The organism is Paenibacillus sp. OV219 (assembly GCF_900110075.1).
Taxonomy (GTDB): Bacteria; Bacillota; Bacilli; order Paenibacillales; family Paenibacillaceae; genus Paenibacillus_Z.
Map to the genome: position 1 here is coordinate 1143748 of NZ_FOCJ01000001.1, position 15369 is coordinate 1159116.

At 50.2% G+C, this 15369-nt stretch carries 16 protein-coding genes and 1 pseudogene; 16 read left to right on the forward strand and 1 reads right to left on the reverse strand.

The features are described 5' to 3' along the window. Positions 1-25: 25 nt before the first annotated feature. The 3 genes and pseudogenes from BMY11_RS05125 to BMY11_RS05135 all read left to right on the forward strand — a co-directional run bounded on the left by BMY11_RS05125 (position 26) and on the right by BMY11_RS05135 (position 3232). Positions 26-1090: a M42 family metallopeptidase gene (locus BMY11_RS05125; RefSeq protein ID WP_090573351.1), complete on the forward strand. Its 1065-nt coding sequence runs from the start codon at positions 26-28 to the stop codon at positions 1088-1090. Between the two features lie 79 nt (positions 1091-1169). Next, positions 1170-1799, forward strand: a complete 630-nt coding sequence (locus BMY11_RS05130; protein ID WP_090573352.1) for a hypothetical protein — start codon at positions 1170-1172, stop codon at positions 1797-1799. A gap of 84 nt (positions 1800-1883) precedes the next feature. Then, positions 1884-3232, forward strand: a pseudogene (locus BMY11_RS05135) (IS3 family transposase). Between the two features lie 59 nt (positions 3233-3291). Here BMY11_RS05135 and BMY11_RS05140 read toward each other — a convergent pair. Beyond that, the gene (locus BMY11_RS05140; protein ID WP_256217302.1) at positions 3292-4218 is read right to left on the reverse strand and encodes a DMT family transporter; all 927 of its coding nucleotides are present in this window, start codon (positions 4216-4218) and stop codon (positions 3292-3294) included. 191 nt (positions 4219-4409) lie between these two features. On the opposite strand from BMY11_RS05140, the gene BMY11_RS28730 reads away from it, so the two are divergent. The 13 genes from BMY11_RS28730 to rocF (BMY11_RS05200) all read left to right on the forward strand — a co-directional run bounded on the left by BMY11_RS28730 (position 4410) and on the right by rocF (BMY11_RS05200) (position 15256). Then, positions 4410-4553 carry a hypothetical protein gene (locus BMY11_RS28730; RefSeq protein WP_177182500.1) on the forward strand — a complete coding sequence of 48 codons (144 nt, stop codon included), beginning with the start codon at positions 4410-4412 and terminating at the stop codon, positions 4551-4553. Between the two features lie 115 nt (positions 4554-4668). Beyond that, positions 4669-5088 carry an SRPBCC family protein gene (locus BMY11_RS05145; protein WP_090573353.1) on the forward strand — a complete coding sequence of 140 codons (420 nt, stop codon included), beginning with the start codon at positions 4669-4671 and terminating at the stop codon, positions 5086-5088. Position 5089: 1 nt separating this feature from the next. Further along, positions 5090-5416: an ArsR/SmtB family transcription factor gene (locus BMY11_RS05150; protein WP_090573354.1), complete on the forward strand. Its 327-nt coding sequence runs from the start codon at positions 5090-5092 to the stop codon at positions 5414-5416. Positions 5417-5491: 75 nt separating this feature from the next. After that, positions 5492-6316, forward strand: a complete 825-nt coding sequence (locus BMY11_RS05155) for an MBL fold metallo-hydrolase (RefSeq protein WP_090573355.1) — start codon at positions 5492-5494, stop codon at positions 6314-6316. Positions 6317-6437: 121 nt separating this feature from the next. Next, positions 6438-7592, forward strand: coding sequence for an MGDG synthase family glycosyltransferase (locus BMY11_RS05160; protein ID WP_177182501.1), 1155 nt, complete (start codon positions 6438-6440; stop codon positions 7590-7592). A gap of 18 nt (positions 7593-7610) precedes the next feature. Further along, positions 7611-8531: an aldo/keto reductase gene (locus BMY11_RS05165; RefSeq protein WP_090573357.1), complete on the forward strand. Its 921-nt coding sequence runs from the start codon at positions 7611-7613 to the stop codon at positions 8529-8531. Positions 8532-8685: 154 nt separating this feature from the next. Beyond that, complete coding sequence (locus tag BMY11_RS05170; RefSeq protein ID WP_090573358.1) at positions 8686-9936, forward strand: D-alanyl-D-alanine carboxypeptidase family protein; 1251 nt, start codon at positions 8686-8688, stop codon at positions 9934-9936. 94 nt (positions 9937-10030) lie between these two features. Beyond that, on the forward strand, positions 10031-10318 hold the full coding sequence (locus BMY11_RS05175; protein WP_090573549.1) for a HesB/YadR/YfhF family protein: 288 nt from the start codon (positions 10031-10033) through the stop codon (positions 10316-10318). A 50-nt stretch (positions 10319-10368) separates the two neighbouring features. Then, positions 10369-10878, forward strand: coding sequence for a DUF6886 family protein (locus BMY11_RS05180; RefSeq protein WP_090573359.1), 510 nt, complete (start codon positions 10369-10371; stop codon positions 10876-10878). A gap of 45 nt (positions 10879-10923) precedes the next feature. Further along, positions 10924-11832 (forward strand): LysR family transcriptional regulator, encoded by a 909-nt coding sequence (locus BMY11_RS05185; protein ID WP_256217303.1) that lies wholly within the window; start codon positions 10924-10926, stop codon positions 11830-11832. Positions 11833-12153: 321 nt separating this feature from the next. Further along, complete coding sequence (gene rocF / locus BMY11_RS05190) at positions 12154-13065, forward strand: arginase (protein WP_090573360.1); 912 nt, start codon at positions 12154-12156, stop codon at positions 13063-13065. 42 nt (positions 13066-13107) lie between these two features. Then, positions 13108-14298, forward strand: a complete 1191-nt coding sequence (locus tag BMY11_RS05195; protein WP_090573361.1) for an ornithine--oxo-acid transaminase — start codon at positions 13108-13110, stop codon at positions 14296-14298. 19 nt (positions 14299-14317) lie between these two features. After that, positions 14318-15256 carry an arginase gene (rocF, locus tag BMY11_RS05200; protein ID WP_090573362.1) on the forward strand — a complete coding sequence of 313 codons (939 nt, stop codon included), beginning with the start codon at positions 14318-14320 and terminating at the stop codon, positions 15254-15256. Positions 15257-15369 lie beyond the last annotated feature (113 nt).

Below are 15369 nucleotides of genomic sequence, written 5' to 3' on the forward strand. Positions count from 1 at the left end.
TTCATAAAGGAGTGCATGGTAAGCTATGGGTATACCTCTTAAACCGAATTTAGACCGTCATTATACGATTCAATTGCTCGAGCAGCTTCTTTCTACTCCTAGCCCAAGCGGCTTCTGCATGAAGATCATGCGCCTGATTCATGAGGAGGCGTCTAAGCTTGGCTATTTGCTCGAGTTTACGCCTAAGGGGAACGGCATCATTACGATTCCGGGCTCCGATCCGAGAGAAGATGAAGTGATCGCCTTAACTGCGCATGTCGATACATTGGGAGCCATGGTTCGTTCCATCAAGAGCAATGGCACCATTCGGTTCACACCGGTTGGCGGCTACGCGATGCATTCCGTTGAAGGCGAGTACTGTCTCATTCATACGCGGGATGGGCGAGCTTATGATGGAACGGTCTTGACGACGAAGCCATCTGTTCACGTCTTCACGGATGCTCGCGATCTGAAGCGCGAAGAAGCGAATATGGAAATTCGTATTGACGAGACGGTCAAATCGAAGGACGATGTTCAGAAGCTAGGCATCGGCGTGGGGGACTTTATTTCTTGGGATGCTCGGACACGGGTGCTGCCGAGTGGCTTCATTAAGTCGCGGCATCTGGACGACAAAGCAAGTGTAGCTGCAATCTTCGGTCTACTGAAATGGCTGAAGGATGAAGGCAAACAACCCGTTCGTACGGTCAAAATCATCATTTCGACGTATGAGGAGGTGGGCCACGGCAGCTCCTATATCCCGCAGGATATTACAGAAATGATCGCAGTCGATATGGGGGCGATGGGCGATGACCTATCCACAACCGAATATGACGTGTCGATCTGTGCCAAAGATTCAACCGGTCCTTATGATTACTTAATGACTTCTGCGCTTATTGATTTTGCGAAACGTGAGGAGCTTCCCTATGCGGTCGACATTTATCCGCATTACGGCTCGGATGCATCCGCAGCGATGCATGGAGGCAGTAACATTAAAGCGGCGCTGATCGGCCCTGGCGTGCACGCTTCCCACAGCATGGAACGCACACATAGTCATGCAGTTATGAACACTGCAGCGCTGCTGCTCGCGTACATTATGGAGCCTCGCGCATAGCGGAAACTTCAATTTTGGAAAAATTACGAGTAGACAACTCAGAAACGATCATTATATGATGAATGACGGGTGAATAAAAATGACAACTAATAATGTAGACAATACGAATGAGACGGAATTGCCAGCAATTCCGGAAGAAGAGTTAAAACAACTCATTCAAGCCCTATTAGATAACGGGCTGAAAGCACTCCGTTTTAAGTTTGAAGAAGACGGAGTAGATGGACAAGTTATGATGCATGAAGTTTACGGACCGTTATTTGTGTTCAAAGTTGAACGACTAAATGGCCGTAATGTAGTATGCGGATTTTTCATGCGAGAACTATTGAATATATTCCAAAACAATGATGATCCGTCGTTGTGGATGGCTTCTTTCTTCTTGGATCTGTTGGACAAGGGTGGCGATCAATTGCTTCCTAGCCCTCCGCAAACAGAAGATGAAGCTAAAGGAATTATTGATCACTATCTCGTTCCGTATTGCGCGAAAGCGATTCGCGAGGAGTTTCCTGACGAGCAAGTGTATGTAGATCTCGACTTGAACGAGCAGCACGGAGCCGTTCTGGAAGCTGGATTCCCTACGATTAGCGACGGCAACAATATTTGTGCATTGCCGCTGCATATTCTCATGGCACATCATCTGCTTAACCGTGATCCGGCTGAACCGATTATTCAAGGCTTATACCGCATTCGCGAAGAACACGGCTTGGAATAATTGAACATGCATAACAAAAAAAGCCTGAGCAATTGAACTGCACCCCACTTGTTAGACACCATCTAACAAGTGGGGTGTATTTTTGTGGCAAAGTTTACTGAGGAAGAGAAGTATCAAGCCGTACAAGCCTATCTATTGGGTAAGGAGTCCTTCAGGGAGATAGCTGCACGTATTGGTGTGGCCCATTACGCTGTTGTAAAATGGGTAGCCCTTTACCAGGCCAATGGCAAGGAAGGTTTGACCAAGAGATAAGCAACCTACTCAAAAGCGTTTAAACTAGACGTACTGAATTTTATGAACGAGTCAGGGGCGTCTCTTTTAGAAACAGCTGCGAGGTTTAACGTTCCAGCACTCTCAACCATCTTGCAATGGAAGAAGATGCTGGAGCAGCGAGGTGAAGACGCCCTAATACCTAAGAAAAAGGGGCGTCCCTCGATGAAGGATGAAACGAAAAAACCAACTCCACTTGAAGGTTCTGTCGAAGCGTTACAAGCTGAATTAGAGCATTTGCGTATGGAGAATGCCTACTTAAAAAAGTTGAATGCCTTAGTTCAAAGCAAAGAAAAATTACGAAGCAAGACAAAGCGAAAGTAGTCTTTGAGCTGAGGCAAGAATACCCCATTACATCGTTGCTAGCGTTGGCTCAGATTCCGCGCAGCACGTACTATTACTTGGTCGGCACATTCGATCGTCCAGACAAGGATGAAGCCTTAAAAGCTCGTATTACAGCGATCTATCATGATCACAAAGGGCGTTATGGTTATCGTCGTATAACCAGTCAACTTCACAATGAGAAGCACCTTGTTAATCACAAGAAAGTGCAGCGCATCATGCAAGAGCTTGGCTTGACCTGCATCGTGCGTATGAAGAAATATCGCTCGTACAAAGGGAATGTGGGTAAAATTGCGCCGAACATATTAGAAAGGAAGTTCAGCGCTTCAAAGCCAAATGAGAAGTGGGTAACAGATATTACGGAGTTCAAGCTATTTGGGGAGAAACTATACTTATCTCCAATGCTCGACTTATTTAATGGCGAAATCATCGCTTACACAATGGACTCCCGACCAGTCTACTCGCTTGTTTCCAATATGCTGGATAAAGCTTATGAAAGGTTGAATGCCGAAGATACACTACTCATTCATTCCGATCAAGGGTGGCACTACCAGATGCGTCATTATCAACATGCATTGAAGGAACGTGGAATAACCCAAAGCATGTCACGCAAAGGAAACTGTTACGATAATGCAGTCATGGAAAACTTCTTTGGCATCTTAAAGTCTGAGTTCCTATACACGCAGGAGTTTGAAAGTATGGAGCAGTTTAAACAGGAATTGGACGAGTACATGACTTACTATAATCACAAACGAATCAAAGCGAAACTAAAAGGCATGAGCCCCGTACATTACCGGACTCATGCCTCAAAGGTTGCTTAACGATAGTTGTGTCTAACTTTTTGGGGTCAGTTCACAATCAGGCTTTTTTTGTTGCCTTATTATGCGCTCACAGGCTGCTGAGCACTTTGCTCCACAGGCTTCTGCTTCTCAGCACGCATGTATAGGATGAGTCCGATGATGATAAAAGCTCCGCTGATGAGCTGGAAGCCGCTTATCATTTCGCTAAACAGCATCATGCCCAAGAGGCTTGCTCCAACGGGCTCAGCCAGCACTGACATGGAAATCGTCGTCGGCTTGACGTACTTGAGCAGCCAGTTGAAGATCAGATGGCCGAACACAGTTGGTACGATGGCGAGCAGCAGGAACACGATCCATTCACGCTGCGCATAATCCGTCATCGAGATGCCCATCGTAACATTGTAGATGAAGAAGCATACTGTCGTAATGCCGAACACGATACAGCTGTACAAGTACGACGAGACGCGCTTCATAATTTGCTTCGCAAGCAGCATATTTACGGATACAGCGAGTGCGCCGAGGAATGACAGCATGTCGCCGAAGAATGCGCGCGACGACAATACAATATCGCCTGAGCCGATGCCCATAGCGCCGACTAGCGCGATGACTATGCCGATAATGGCTAGTTTGTTCGCTTTGTCTCGGAACAGGAAGTACGCCCCTACCAAGACGAATACAGGCTCGAGCGCAAGCAGGATGGTGGAGCTGGCAATGGATGTGTACGTCAGTGATGCCATCCAGAGCAGGAAATGCAGGGCCAGGAAGATGCCGGCGAGGATGAGCATGAGCCAATCCTTCCTCGAAATATGCTTCACGTCACCAAACTGTTTGGAACCGAAAGGCAGCATGAGCACGAAGGTGAACAGCATTCGGTACATACCTTGGACAGATACAGGCGCGTGTGAGTAACGGACAAGTATAGGCGCGAACGAAATCGCAAGCATGCCGATTAGCAGCGGGATGACAGGAGAGACGGGCAGTTTGGATGATGTTGGTGCTAGCTTCAAATTCTAGTTTCCTTTCTTACACGGGATCATGCTTAATATCTATAAAACGACCTTCATCATTATGCACCTTAAGCAGATTTGCTGCAATAGTGTGAAAAAGTCAAAATGTGTTCATTTGTCGAAACCAAATGACATCTGTTATGCTTTTGATATAGAGGCAAGCATCCCTTCAGGTAAAGGAGAGAGATTAGATGGGTGTACCGACAGGAGTTTGGATTTCGGCAGCAATTATCGCGATATTAGTCACTTGGATTACCATTTGGGTGACGAATAAAGCGTATTCGAGAAGATGGGAAGACCACGGCATGGAGAATGAGCACAAAAATAAGCAGTAATCGTCAATTGACATGAAACCAAAAGGTGTCATATAATCAAAAGCGAAACCAAATGGTTTTGCTTTTTTCAAATCCATCCAAATGAATCTAACACTTCGAAGGAGATAACGCCTACATGGAAACACAAAACTCACTTCCAGATATTAGCCAAACACTTACATTCAAAGCACCGATTCTCAAAGTATGGGACGCTGTCTCGACCTCGAAGGGACTAAGCACCTGGTTTATGCCCAATGACCTTGAAGCAGTCGTTGGCCATGAGTTCAAACTTGATGCAGGACCTTTCGGCGTTCAGACATGCATCGTGAAGGAAGTGGAAGCGCCTAACCGCATTTCGTTCAGTTGGGGAGTACATTGGACGCTTACGATTCTTTTGAATGAGCTTGCTGATAATGAGACCGAGTGCACGCTTATTCACGCAGGCTGGAGAACAGACATTGTCGAGCACGGTATGCCGCATGCCGCTATCCGCGAACGGATGAACGATGGCTGGGCCGGTATCCACCGCGCACTTGGCAAGTTCGTCGAAGCTTAATATGGCGCTGCCATCCGGGAAGCATGATGTCTTTCAAGCGATAGCGGACCCTACCCGCCGCGAGGTGCTAAAGCTTCTTGTTGACCATGAAATGCCGGTCACTGCGATTTCAGGCCATTTTACTATGACGCGTACTGCGGTTTCCAAGCATCTGCGTATTCTTGCGGAAGCGGGGCTTGTGAAGGAGCGGAAGGTCGGGCGCGAGACACGCTACCGGCTTGAGACACAGCCTTTACAGGAACTTAAAAACTGGTTGAACTACTATGAACGGTACTGGGAAAATAAGCTTACTGCCTTGCAAAGATTCGTCGAAGCTGAAGATGAATAGTAATAATTAGGAAACCCGCGATTTACGTATCGCGGGTTTTTCTGTTACGCTTAAAGGGAGAGGAGCGTGCTTGCCATGAATTCGAATAGAAGTGTTGAAACAGCAGCAATTCAGTATATTGGCCAGGTTGGCGTCATTATTCGCCGCAATGGATTCACGGTTGCGATTGATCCTTATCTCACTGATTCGGTGGATCGTTTGGTAACGGAGCCGGCTAATTTCTGGATTCGCAATTATCCGCCGCCGGTACAGCCTAGCAGCTTAACAGACATTGATCTCATTCTCATCACGCATGAACATTTGGATCATATGGATCCAGAGACGCTGCTGGCTATTGTAGAAGCTTCGCCTCGCTGTAAGATTGCAAGTCCTCGTATATGTGCACCGATGCTTCGGGAAGCGGGCATTGAGGAACACCGCCTGGTGCAGCTCAAGCATGGCGCGCCAATGCTGTGCGAGGCTGGGCTCATTATTCGTCCGATTCCGGCTTGGCATGAAGCGCGGGAAGTCGACAACGAAGGCTGGGACCGTTATTTGGGCTATATGCTCGAATGGGACGGGCTCACGATCTACCATGCTGGCGATACGCTCGTGACAGAACAGCTCATTACGATATTGAAGACGTTTGACATTGATGTTGGCATGCTGCCGATTAACGGAAGAGATCTGTTTCGGGACCGGGCAGGCATCGTCGGCAATATGAATGCACGCGAAGCGGCAGCGCTCGCGTGGGAAGTAAAGATGGATATGCTCGTTCCGCTCCACTTCGATATGTACCCAAACAACAGTGAAGGCATCAGCGGATTTGTGGAGGAGCTGTATCAGAAGTACCGCGGACAGAAATATCATATTTTTCAGCCTGGAGAGACGTGGATGGTTTGCCGTTCTCGCCGTGTATAGCGCAGATAACAATTTCGTAAAGGGTACACATTGACGCATTTACCGCTTGAACGCCACGTATATTGATTGTACGGCATGGCTTGGCTGCTCGCAGATCATGTGGAGAGAGGGAGCAAAGCAGATGGAACGGGGACCGATACTCATCCTTACCGGAGACTACGGCTCAGGTCATATTCAAGCTGCGGCGGCGCTGCGAAATGCGATAAAGGCGACTCATCCGGAGCTTCCCACGATTGTTATGGATTATATGGCACAGGCGCATCCGCTTGTGCATCCGTTCAGCAAATATATGTATTTGAACGGCGTGCAATCATTTCCTCGTACTTATGGTTATATATACAGTAAGACGCGCGGGCAGAATCGGCTGTCCAGCAGCCTCAAGTATATGCACGGATTCGGCCTTGGCAAATTTCTCGCCATGCTGGATCGAGTGAAGCCTTCGGCCATTATTTCAACATTCCCACTGGCGGCCGGCGCTGCTTCCCTCATGAAGGTAGGAGGGTATTGCCATGCTCCGCTTATTACTGTCATTACTGATTTTACAGACCACAGCTACTGGCTTCACCCGCAAACAGACCTATATATCGTCGGCTCTCAGGAAGTCGCGCAACGCTTAACAAGGGTTGGCGTCGATCCTGGTCGCATCGCAGTCACAGGCATTCCAATCCGTCCTGAATACAGCCGTTCCTATGACAAACAAGCGATTCGGGCTGAGCTCGGATTGCGAAGCGAGCTGCCGACTCTACTCGTCATGGGCGGTGGCAATGGCTTGATGGGGCAGGAAGTGACGGAGTCGTTGTGCAGCTGGGTGCAAAGCCATGAACGTCCGGATTTGCAGCTCATCATCGTTTGCGGGCATAATGATAAATTGAAGCAGCAGCTTAGCCGGCTTCGTGAGATTTCGCGAGTGCCGCTGGTCGTCACTGGCTTCACGGATCGTATCCCGGAGCTGATGGCAGCTGCCGACATTCTCATTACGAAGTCGGGAGGGCTAACGTCCTCGGAGGCGCTTGCATCGGGGCTGCCGATGCTGATCTACAAACCGCTGCCAGGCCAGGAAATCGACAACGCGAACTTCTTGCGTCATTCCGGTGCGGCGATGCATCTGTCCAGTCTCGATGAACTGAAGCACGCAGTCCAGATGCTGCTAAGCAACCCTTCGCATTTGGAGGCGATGCGCCGCCAAGCACTGTGCGTCAGCAAGCCTTACGCTGCTGATTCAGCAGCTCAAATCGCAGCAGCACTTGTCTATCAGGCGAACAAAATAACCGTATAAGAGGAGTAGTGGCGATTTATGAAATATCGGAGACTTGGCAAGACGGATCTGAACGTATCTGTTATCGGTATTGGTACATGGCAATTTGGAGGCGAGTGGGGTCAGGATTATACGCAGGCTGAAGCGGACGCGATTCTTGACCGTGCAGCAGAGCTTGGTATTAACTTGATCGACACGGCGGAGTGCTATGGCGACCATCTGTCGGAAGCGTTCATCGGGGATTATCTTTCACGCCGGAAGCGGGAAGAATGGGTCGTCGCTACGAAATTCGGCCATCACTTCCATGAGCGCTTCACCCGGACGGATAAGTTCGCGCCGGAAGACATCGTGCAGCAGCTTGATGCCTCGCTGAAAGCGCTTCGGACAGATTACATAGATCTCTACCAGTTCCACTCCGGCCCGGATGCCGTGTTCGATAATGATGAGCTCTGGACGGTGCTCGATAAGCAGGTAGCTGCGGGCAAAATCAGACATCTCGGTACTTCTATCGGGAGTAACAGCAACTCGCATCAAGTTGATGCCTCCACAAAGGTCGGTTCGAAGGTCATCCAAGTGGTATATAACCGTCTGGATCAAGCTCCTGAGAAAGACGTATTCCCATCCTGTATCAGACAGGATCTTGGCGTATTGGCGCGTGTCCCGCTTGCAAGCGGCTATCTCAGCGGCAAGTACAAGCCGGGCGCTGTGTTCGACACGACTGATGTGCGTCATCGCCATGACCAGGAGAGCACGCTGCTCAAGCTGCAGGAAGTGGAGCGGATCGCGAAGGAAGAGGTGCCATCAGGCGTTGATATGGCGGCATGGGCGCTTGCTTGGTGCTTGAAGCATCCAGCCGTTACCGCTGTAATTCCAGGCTGTAAGAACCCCGCGCAGGTCGATTCCAACGCAAGTGTCGTTGCACTGCTCGAAGATTCGCATCCGCAAGATATGAAGCAATAAAACGCGAGGGGCTGCTTAATGTGAAGCTGATAATTAGCTTCCGGGGCAGCCCTTATTTTGTCCCATAAAATAATAATTGAAGTACATCCCGTCCAGATGGTACGTTTATAGTTGATTATCGTTTCATGTGAAAGGCTCTGGGAGGTTGACACTTATGCTGAAACTGCGCCGAACAAGCTGCTTCAGTGCATGTTTATTGTTGTTTATCCAAGTATGTTTTCTTGCGTCGCCCTCGCATGCGGAAGGGCTAACCAATGATGAACCGAATATCATTTCTGAGTCAGCTGTGCTCATGGATGCCCAAACGGGGACTGTTCTGTATGCGCAGAACGCGGATAAGGAGCAATTTCCAGCAAGCATCACGAAGATTGTGACCGGCATTGTAGCCTTAGAGAATGAAAGCGCTTTATCAAGCTTGGTAACCGTCTCTAAAGAAGCGCGCGGTGAAGACGGCACACGAATCTACTTGGCAGAAGGCGAGCAGGTGACGCTGGAGAAGCTGCTGTATGGTATGCTAATGAATTCGGGCAATGACGCAGCGACTGCGATTGCTGAATATATGGATGGTACGAAGGCGAAGTTTGCTGAGCGGATGAACGCTTGGGTGAAAGAAAAGGCTGGCGCGGAGCATACCCATTTCGTTAATCCGAGCGGCCTGCCGGACAAGACACAGGTGACGACGGCGCGCGATATGGCCAATATCGCGAGGTATGCCATGCAGAACGAGAAGTTCCGCCAGATCGTGGCTACGAAGCGGATGCCTTGGGTCGGCAAAGAATGGACGTCTACGCTCATCAACCATAACGAGCTGCTCAAGGACTATGAAGGCGCAACCGGCATAAAGAATGGCTATACAGAAGCGTCAGGTTTTACACTGGTTGCTTCGGCAAAGCGAGATGGGATGGAGTTGATCGGTGTCCTGTTGAAGTCGCCTTCGAAGGCAGTTGTGTATAAGGATATGCGCAATTTGCTCGACTATGGATTTGCGAGTTATGAGCTTCAGCAGGTAATAAGTAGCGATCAAGCTTATCCATTTATGAGCGAGGAGCCAGCGCATTTTATCGCGAGAGAGCCGATATGGGCGGTGCTGCGTAAAGGGGATATACCTAGCGTGGGCGTGACGGAAGACGGCGATGTGATGGTTACCAGCTCGCTTGGCACGGTCAAGGCGGGTACGATGGAACCGGTGAAGCCGACGGTAGAATCGGTGATTGCGGAGTCTCCAGAAATGACTGCAGATATAGCTAGCACTGCGGTTGCTAAGTCGGCTGATGCGTCAACTGAGCCAACGCGCGGGCAGAAGCTGTCGATCTTTTTTGTATGGATGGGCTTACTTGTTTATTTGGCAATCCTCGCGTATATTCGATTGAAGCGGCAGCAGCAGGAGCACGGTCGTGGGTTATAAAGCTATCCTTTTCCATAATTGGCAAAGAGGTAATTTGGTGTTCGGTGGCGTATATATTACATGTAACCGTATCCAAAACGAGGAGATGGGCGCGATGAGAATTGTGGTGGAACAGTCGGCTGCACGCTGGTATATGAGAGAATTGGATTTAACTAGTGGCGATCATTTGCGGATATTCGTTCGGTTAGGTGGCAGCGGCAGCGTTCAACCTGGTTTTTCGCTCGGAGTAATGAAGGATACACCTCGAAATCCAGGCCTGCATCAGGTTGTGGAAGGGATTACGTTCTACATGGAAGAAGACAATTTATGGTATCTGGAAGAGAAGGATCTGTACCTGCGGTTTAATGATCATGAAGATGATATTTTGATGGAAATCGGATAATTGGGTAAGGGTCGGACATAGTCGAACATAAATAGGACGGTGCGCCTCACTTGTTGTATCACTTTAGCGAAGACCCGAATATCAAGTTATTTACGCCGAGACAGCTGGAATACCGGCTTGACGAACCGGCGATGGTGTGGGCGATTGACGCTTTCTATGCGGTGCATTATTACTTCCCGCGGGATTGTCCTCGGATCTGTTTGTGGCCTATGAAGGGGACGACTGCTGAAGACAGAGAGCGGTTCTTCGGTTTGTCTTGTACGGAGCGGCTATTGGCGATTGAGTCTGCTTGGCTGGATCGACTGCGGACGACGGTATTGTATCGGTACAGATTTGATGATGCGGACTTCGAGTTGTACGAAGCGAATGCGGGGTATTATACAGCGACAAAGGAAGTGAAGCCGGTCTCGGTCGAGCGGATGGATGATCTGCTTCAGTGGATTGTAAGCGCTGGTGTGGAGCTTCGCGTTATGCCGAGTTTGCAGCAGCTTCGAGATGCGGTGCTGACGTCGACGGTAAATTTCTCGATGATACGGATGAAGAATGCAAGGTCGACGTGAGGGCAGGCTATTACAGCTTGCCCTTCTGTTATTTGGCAGGCTATAATGATTCATCAACGTTTACAGGGCGTGAGTGCGATGGATTTCAAGAAATATAAGACATTCCAGGTTGTTGCCGATACGCTTAACTTAACGAGAGCGGCTGATCAGCTCGGATACACGCAGCCAACCATTACGCTGCAGCTCCAGTCATTGGAGAGCGAGCTCGGTGTGACGTTGCTCGACCGAGTGGGGAAGAAAACGTATTTGACCCCTGCGGGCAAAGTAGTGAAGCAGTATGTGGATCAGACGTTTGCGCTCATGGATGAAATGGAAGCCGAGCTGCGCAAGCTTGATGACCCTCATGGTTTGCTCACTGTTGCAGCGCCTGAATTTTATTGTACGCAATATTTGTCGCTCATCATCCATTCCTATATTTCGGAAAATCCGAAGGTAAAGCTACAGCTGTTCTCCTGCGACAGCAACGATGCGATGAAGAAGGTCGCGGTGGGCGAAGCGGATTTGGCGATTATCGCAGGGCCATGCGATTCCCCGCAGATGGAAACGATGCCGCTCGGTAAAGAAGACCTCGTGCTCGTGACGACGAAGGAGCTCTTCGAGCAGCACGATACGCAGGAGCTGCTGGCGTCGTATCCGTTCATCACGTACAAGTCGGGCTCCAACATCCAGCGGCTGGTGAACGAATGCTTGCAGGATTATGGCATCACGCCGGACAAGTACATCGAATGTGTATCCGACGAGACGATCAAGCGGACCGTGATGTACCACACAGGCACGGCCCTTCTCGGATCGGCGCTCGTCGAAGAAGAGCTACGCAAAGGCACACTCGCCGAGATCCACCGCTTCCCTGGTGTTATCGAAACGTCTATGGTCATCCTAAAAAAACGTGCCGACGAGCAAAATATCCGTTCCTTCTCCGAGATCGTGCAGCGGATTTGGAAGGAATGGGGATAAAGGGCTCGGCTAAGCGGCAAGTTTGTGTTTAACCTCCAGTTCTCGCGAGTTAGCGGGGAGTGGAGGTTTTTTTGTGCTGAGGCAGCCTACCGTGACTGTGGCGGACCTGTATCTTACCGTCAACCGGCAAGTCCCTTCGACTTCGGCGCGTGGGAGTCGCCGCACTGCTGCTCTCCCTCGCGATGTAGTCGAACAACAGACTTTTCGTTCCTTCTTGATGCATAAGCATTTCCAATCGTAATCATTGATTTATTCAATTTTTTCGCGAAAACGGGCTATGTTACAATACATGTACACGAAAAGATGGAAGGAGTGCTGCACATGAACGCGGTGAAGAATAACAACATTTCCATTATTGGTGTACCGCTGCAATACGGCGCAGACCGTAAAGGTGTCGACCTTGGACCGGATGCGATCCGCGGCGCGAATTTGCATGAACGACTGAAAGCGCTTGGCTTTAACATAAATGATTTGGGCAACCTCGATGTCCACCGGATGCTCACTGCTCCCCAAGAAGGAGAGAAGCTGAAGCATCTGAGCGAAATCGTACGCGTCAATCAGGAGCTGTGCGAACGCGTCTCAAGTGAAATGGGCAAAGGCCAATTCCCGCTCGTACTGGGCGGTGACCATAGCATTGCAATTGGAACAATCAAGGGCGTCCTGCAGCACGTGAAACGGCTCGGCGTTATCTGGTTTGATGCGCATACGGATGTGAACACGCATGAGACGACCCAGTCTGGCAACATTCATGGCATGTCGCTCGCTGCGGCGCTCGGATACGGACATCCCGAACTTGTTAACATTGGCGGGGCGGAGAACAAGCTGCTTCCGGAAAATGTGGTCATTATCGGCGCTCGCTCGATCGATCCAGGCGAGCGTGCGTTCCTTAAACAAAAAGGAATACGCGTGTTCACGATGCATGACATCGACAAGAGCGGTATGAAGCAGGTGATGGAAGAAGCGATGGAGATCGTCACGAACGGAACCGACGGCGTCCACCTGAGCTTGGACCTCGATGGCATGGACCCAGGCGTGGCGCCAGGTGTAGGTACTCCTGTGAACGGAGGCATGTCGTATAGGGAGAGCCATTTTGCGATGGAGCTTCTGTTTGAACGCAATATTCTTGTATCTGCGGAGTTTGTGGAAGTGAACCCGATGCTTGATCAGCATAATATTACAGCCGTTGCGGCAGTTGAATTGATCGGCTCTGTTTTTGGCGAACGTATCCTGTAGGTGCATACGATACAGGAGATAAGTATAGAGGAGAGTGGCAGGATGGAAACGACAACAAGCCGCATTATCGAGCAAACGGAGCGTTTCGGCGCGCATAACTATCATCCGCTGCCAATTGTCATTTCGAAGGCGGAAGGTGTATGGGTTGAGGATCCGGAAGGCAACAAGTTCATGGATATGCTGAGCGCTTACTCGGCGCTTAACCATGGTCACCGCCATCCGCGTATCATCGCGGCGCTCAAGGAGCAAGCGGATAAAGTCACGCTCACTTCGCGTGCGTTCCATAACGACCAGCTCGGGCTGTTCTATGAGAAACTGACGGCGCTTACGGGTAAGAGGATGATTTTGCCGATGAACACAGGCGCGGAAGCGGTAGAAACAGCGCTGAAGGCGGTTCGCCGCTGGGCTTACAGCGTGAAGCAGGTGCCGGAGAATCAAGCGGAAATTATCGTGTGCGATGGCAATTTCCACGGACGGACAATTACGATCACTTCATTCTCCTCCTCGGATGAATATAAGCAAGGCTTCGGCCCATTCACACCAGGGTTCAAAATCATCCCTTATGGCGACATTGAAGCGCTCAAGGCCGCGATTACGCCAAACACGGCTGCTTTTCTGGTCGAGCCGATTCAAGGCGAAGCAGGCATCGTAATGCCACCGGAAGGTTTCCTGGGGAAAGCGTCAGAGCTCTGCAAGGCGAACAATGTACTGCTCGTGGCGGATGAAATTCAAACTGGCTTCGGGCGTACGGGCCGCATGTTTGCGAGCGACTGGGAATCCATCGTCCCTGACATGTACATCATGGGCAAAGCGCTCGGCGGCGGCGTGTTCCCGATCTCGGCTGTAGCAGCGAATGAGGACATTCTCGGCGTGTTTAGTCCCGGCTCTCACGGTTCCACTTTTGGCGGTAACCCGCTCGGCTGTGCAGTTGCGATTGCTGCGCTCGACGTGCTGCAGGACGAAGAACTGGTGAAGCGCTCGAATGAGCTAGGGAATTATTTTATCGAGAAATTGCGTCAAATTAACAGCCCTGCTATAAAAGAAGTACGCGGCCGTGGCTTGTTCATCGGGGTAGAATTGCATGGAGAAGCACGTCCCTATTGCGAGAAGCTGAAAGAACTTGGTATTCTATGCAAAGAAACACATGAGACGACCATTCGCTTCGCGCCTCCGCTTACGATTTCGAAGGAGCAGCTCGATTGGGCGATCTTGCGCATTAAACAGCTTTTCTAAGTAGAGGACGGTGCAGAACATGACAGAATCGACAAATTCAGCAAACCGCACGAAGAAGCTAAGCTTAATTCATGTGCCATTCGGCCTTGGAGCCGGCCGTCCTGGGACGGAAGAAGGCCCGGAGAGCATGGTGCAGATCGGCCTCATGAGACAGCTTCGCAAAACCGCTTTCGAAGTTGCAAGCGAGCATAAAGTGAAAGTACCCTCCCACCCGGCAGCAACAACAGGAGACCATATCGGTGGCGTGAAGCATCTCGCAGAAGTGAAAGAGATGGGCGCTCTTGTTGCGGAGCAGGTGTCACTTGCAGCGAGCAAAGGGCATCTGCCGCTTGTGCTTGGCGGCGACCACAGCGTGACGATAGGCGCACTCGCCGGGATGGCTGCGCAAGTGGGAAAGCTAGGTGTAATCTACTTCGATGCACATCCAGGCTTGCAGACAGAAGAGTCGCATCCGATTAGCAGAATGGGCAGCATGTCGCTATCCGTTGCACTTGGCAAAGCAAAGTTGAAGCTGGCTGAGTTGAATCGAGATGTACGCGAGAATGCTATAGACAAAGCCAACGTTGTCCTGATCGGTGTGCGCGACGTGGAGCCGGAAGAGCGCGCAATCATTAAAGCTGAGGGCATTACCGTATTCTCCATGCACGAGATTGACCGTATGGGAATCGAGAAAGTAATCTCGAAGGCGGTTGAGGTCGCTGGAAACGGCACAGACGGCATTCATGTCAGCTTCTCGGCAGACTGTCTTGACCCAATTGAAGCACCAGGAGTTGACATGCAGGTTCCGGGCGGTCTGACGTACCGGGAAGCGCATTTTGCATGTGAGCTGCTTGCAGAAACGGGCCTCATTCGTTCCATCGACGTTGTCGAAGTGAACTCCAAGTTGGATGAGAGCAGACGGACAGCTCGTCTCGCTATTGGACTTATTGCATCGCTACTGGGCAAACGCATTCTGTAAAGTAAAGTGAAGTGAAGTAAACATGAACAAAGCCGTTACGGTGAAGATCCCGCATGGATGCGAGATAATCACTGTAACGGCTTTTTGCTTGGCGCGAGATGGCCTGCTACTAA

Excerpts from the sequence above, each read along its gene's own strand:
- BMY11_RS05155 (WP_090573355.1), top strand. The coding sequence starts at position 5,492 with ATGAATTCGAATAGAAGTGTTGAAACAGCAGCAATTCAGTATATTGGC.
- BMY11_RS05175 (WP_090573549.1), top strand. The coding sequence starts at position 10,031 with ATGAGAATTGTGGTGGAACAGTCGGCTGCACGCTGGTATATGAGAGAA.
- BMY11_RS05170 (WP_090573358.1), top strand. The coding sequence starts at position 8,686 with ATGCTGAAACTGCGCCGAACAAGCTGCTTCAGTGCATGTTTATTGTTG.
- BMY11_RS05130 (WP_090573352.1), top strand. The coding sequence starts at position 1,170 with ATGACAACTAATAATGTAGACAATACGAATGAGACGGAATTGCCAGCA.
- BMY11_RS05150 (WP_090573354.1), top strand. The coding sequence starts at position 5,090 with ATGGCGCTGCCATCCGGGAAGCATGATGTCTTTCAAGCGATAGCGGAC.
- BMY11_RS05125 (WP_090573351.1), top strand. The coding sequence starts at position 26 with ATGGGTATACCTCTTAAACCGAATTTAGACCGTCATTATACGATTCAA.
- BMY11_RS05185 (WP_256217303.1), top strand. The coding sequence starts at position 10,924 with ATGATTCATCAACGTTTACAGGGCGTGAGTGCGATGGATTTCAAGAAA.
- BMY11_RS05195 (WP_090573361.1), top strand. The coding sequence starts at position 13,108 with ATGGAAACGACAACAAGCCGCATTATCGAGCAAACGGAGCGTTTCGGC.
- rocF (WP_090573362.1), top strand. The coding sequence starts at position 14,318 with ATGACAGAATCGACAAATTCAGCAAACCGCACGAAGAAGCTAAGCTTA.
- BMY11_RS05165 (WP_090573357.1), top strand. The coding sequence starts at position 7,611 with ATGAAATATCGGAGACTTGGCAAGACGGATCTGAACGTATCTGTTATC.
- BMY11_RS05160 (WP_177182501.1), top strand. The coding sequence starts at position 6,438 with ATGGAACGGGGACCGATACTCATCCTTACCGGAGACTACGGCTCAGGT.
- BMY11_RS05145 (WP_090573353.1), top strand. The coding sequence starts at position 4,669 with ATGGAAACACAAAACTCACTTCCAGATATTAGCCAAACACTTACATTC.
- rocF (WP_090573360.1), top strand. The coding sequence starts at position 12,154 with ATGAACGCGGTGAAGAATAACAACATTTCCATTATTGGTGTACCGCTG.
- BMY11_RS28730 (WP_177182500.1), top strand. The coding sequence starts at position 4,410 with ATGGGTGTACCGACAGGAGTTTGGATTTCGGCAGCAATTATCGCGATA.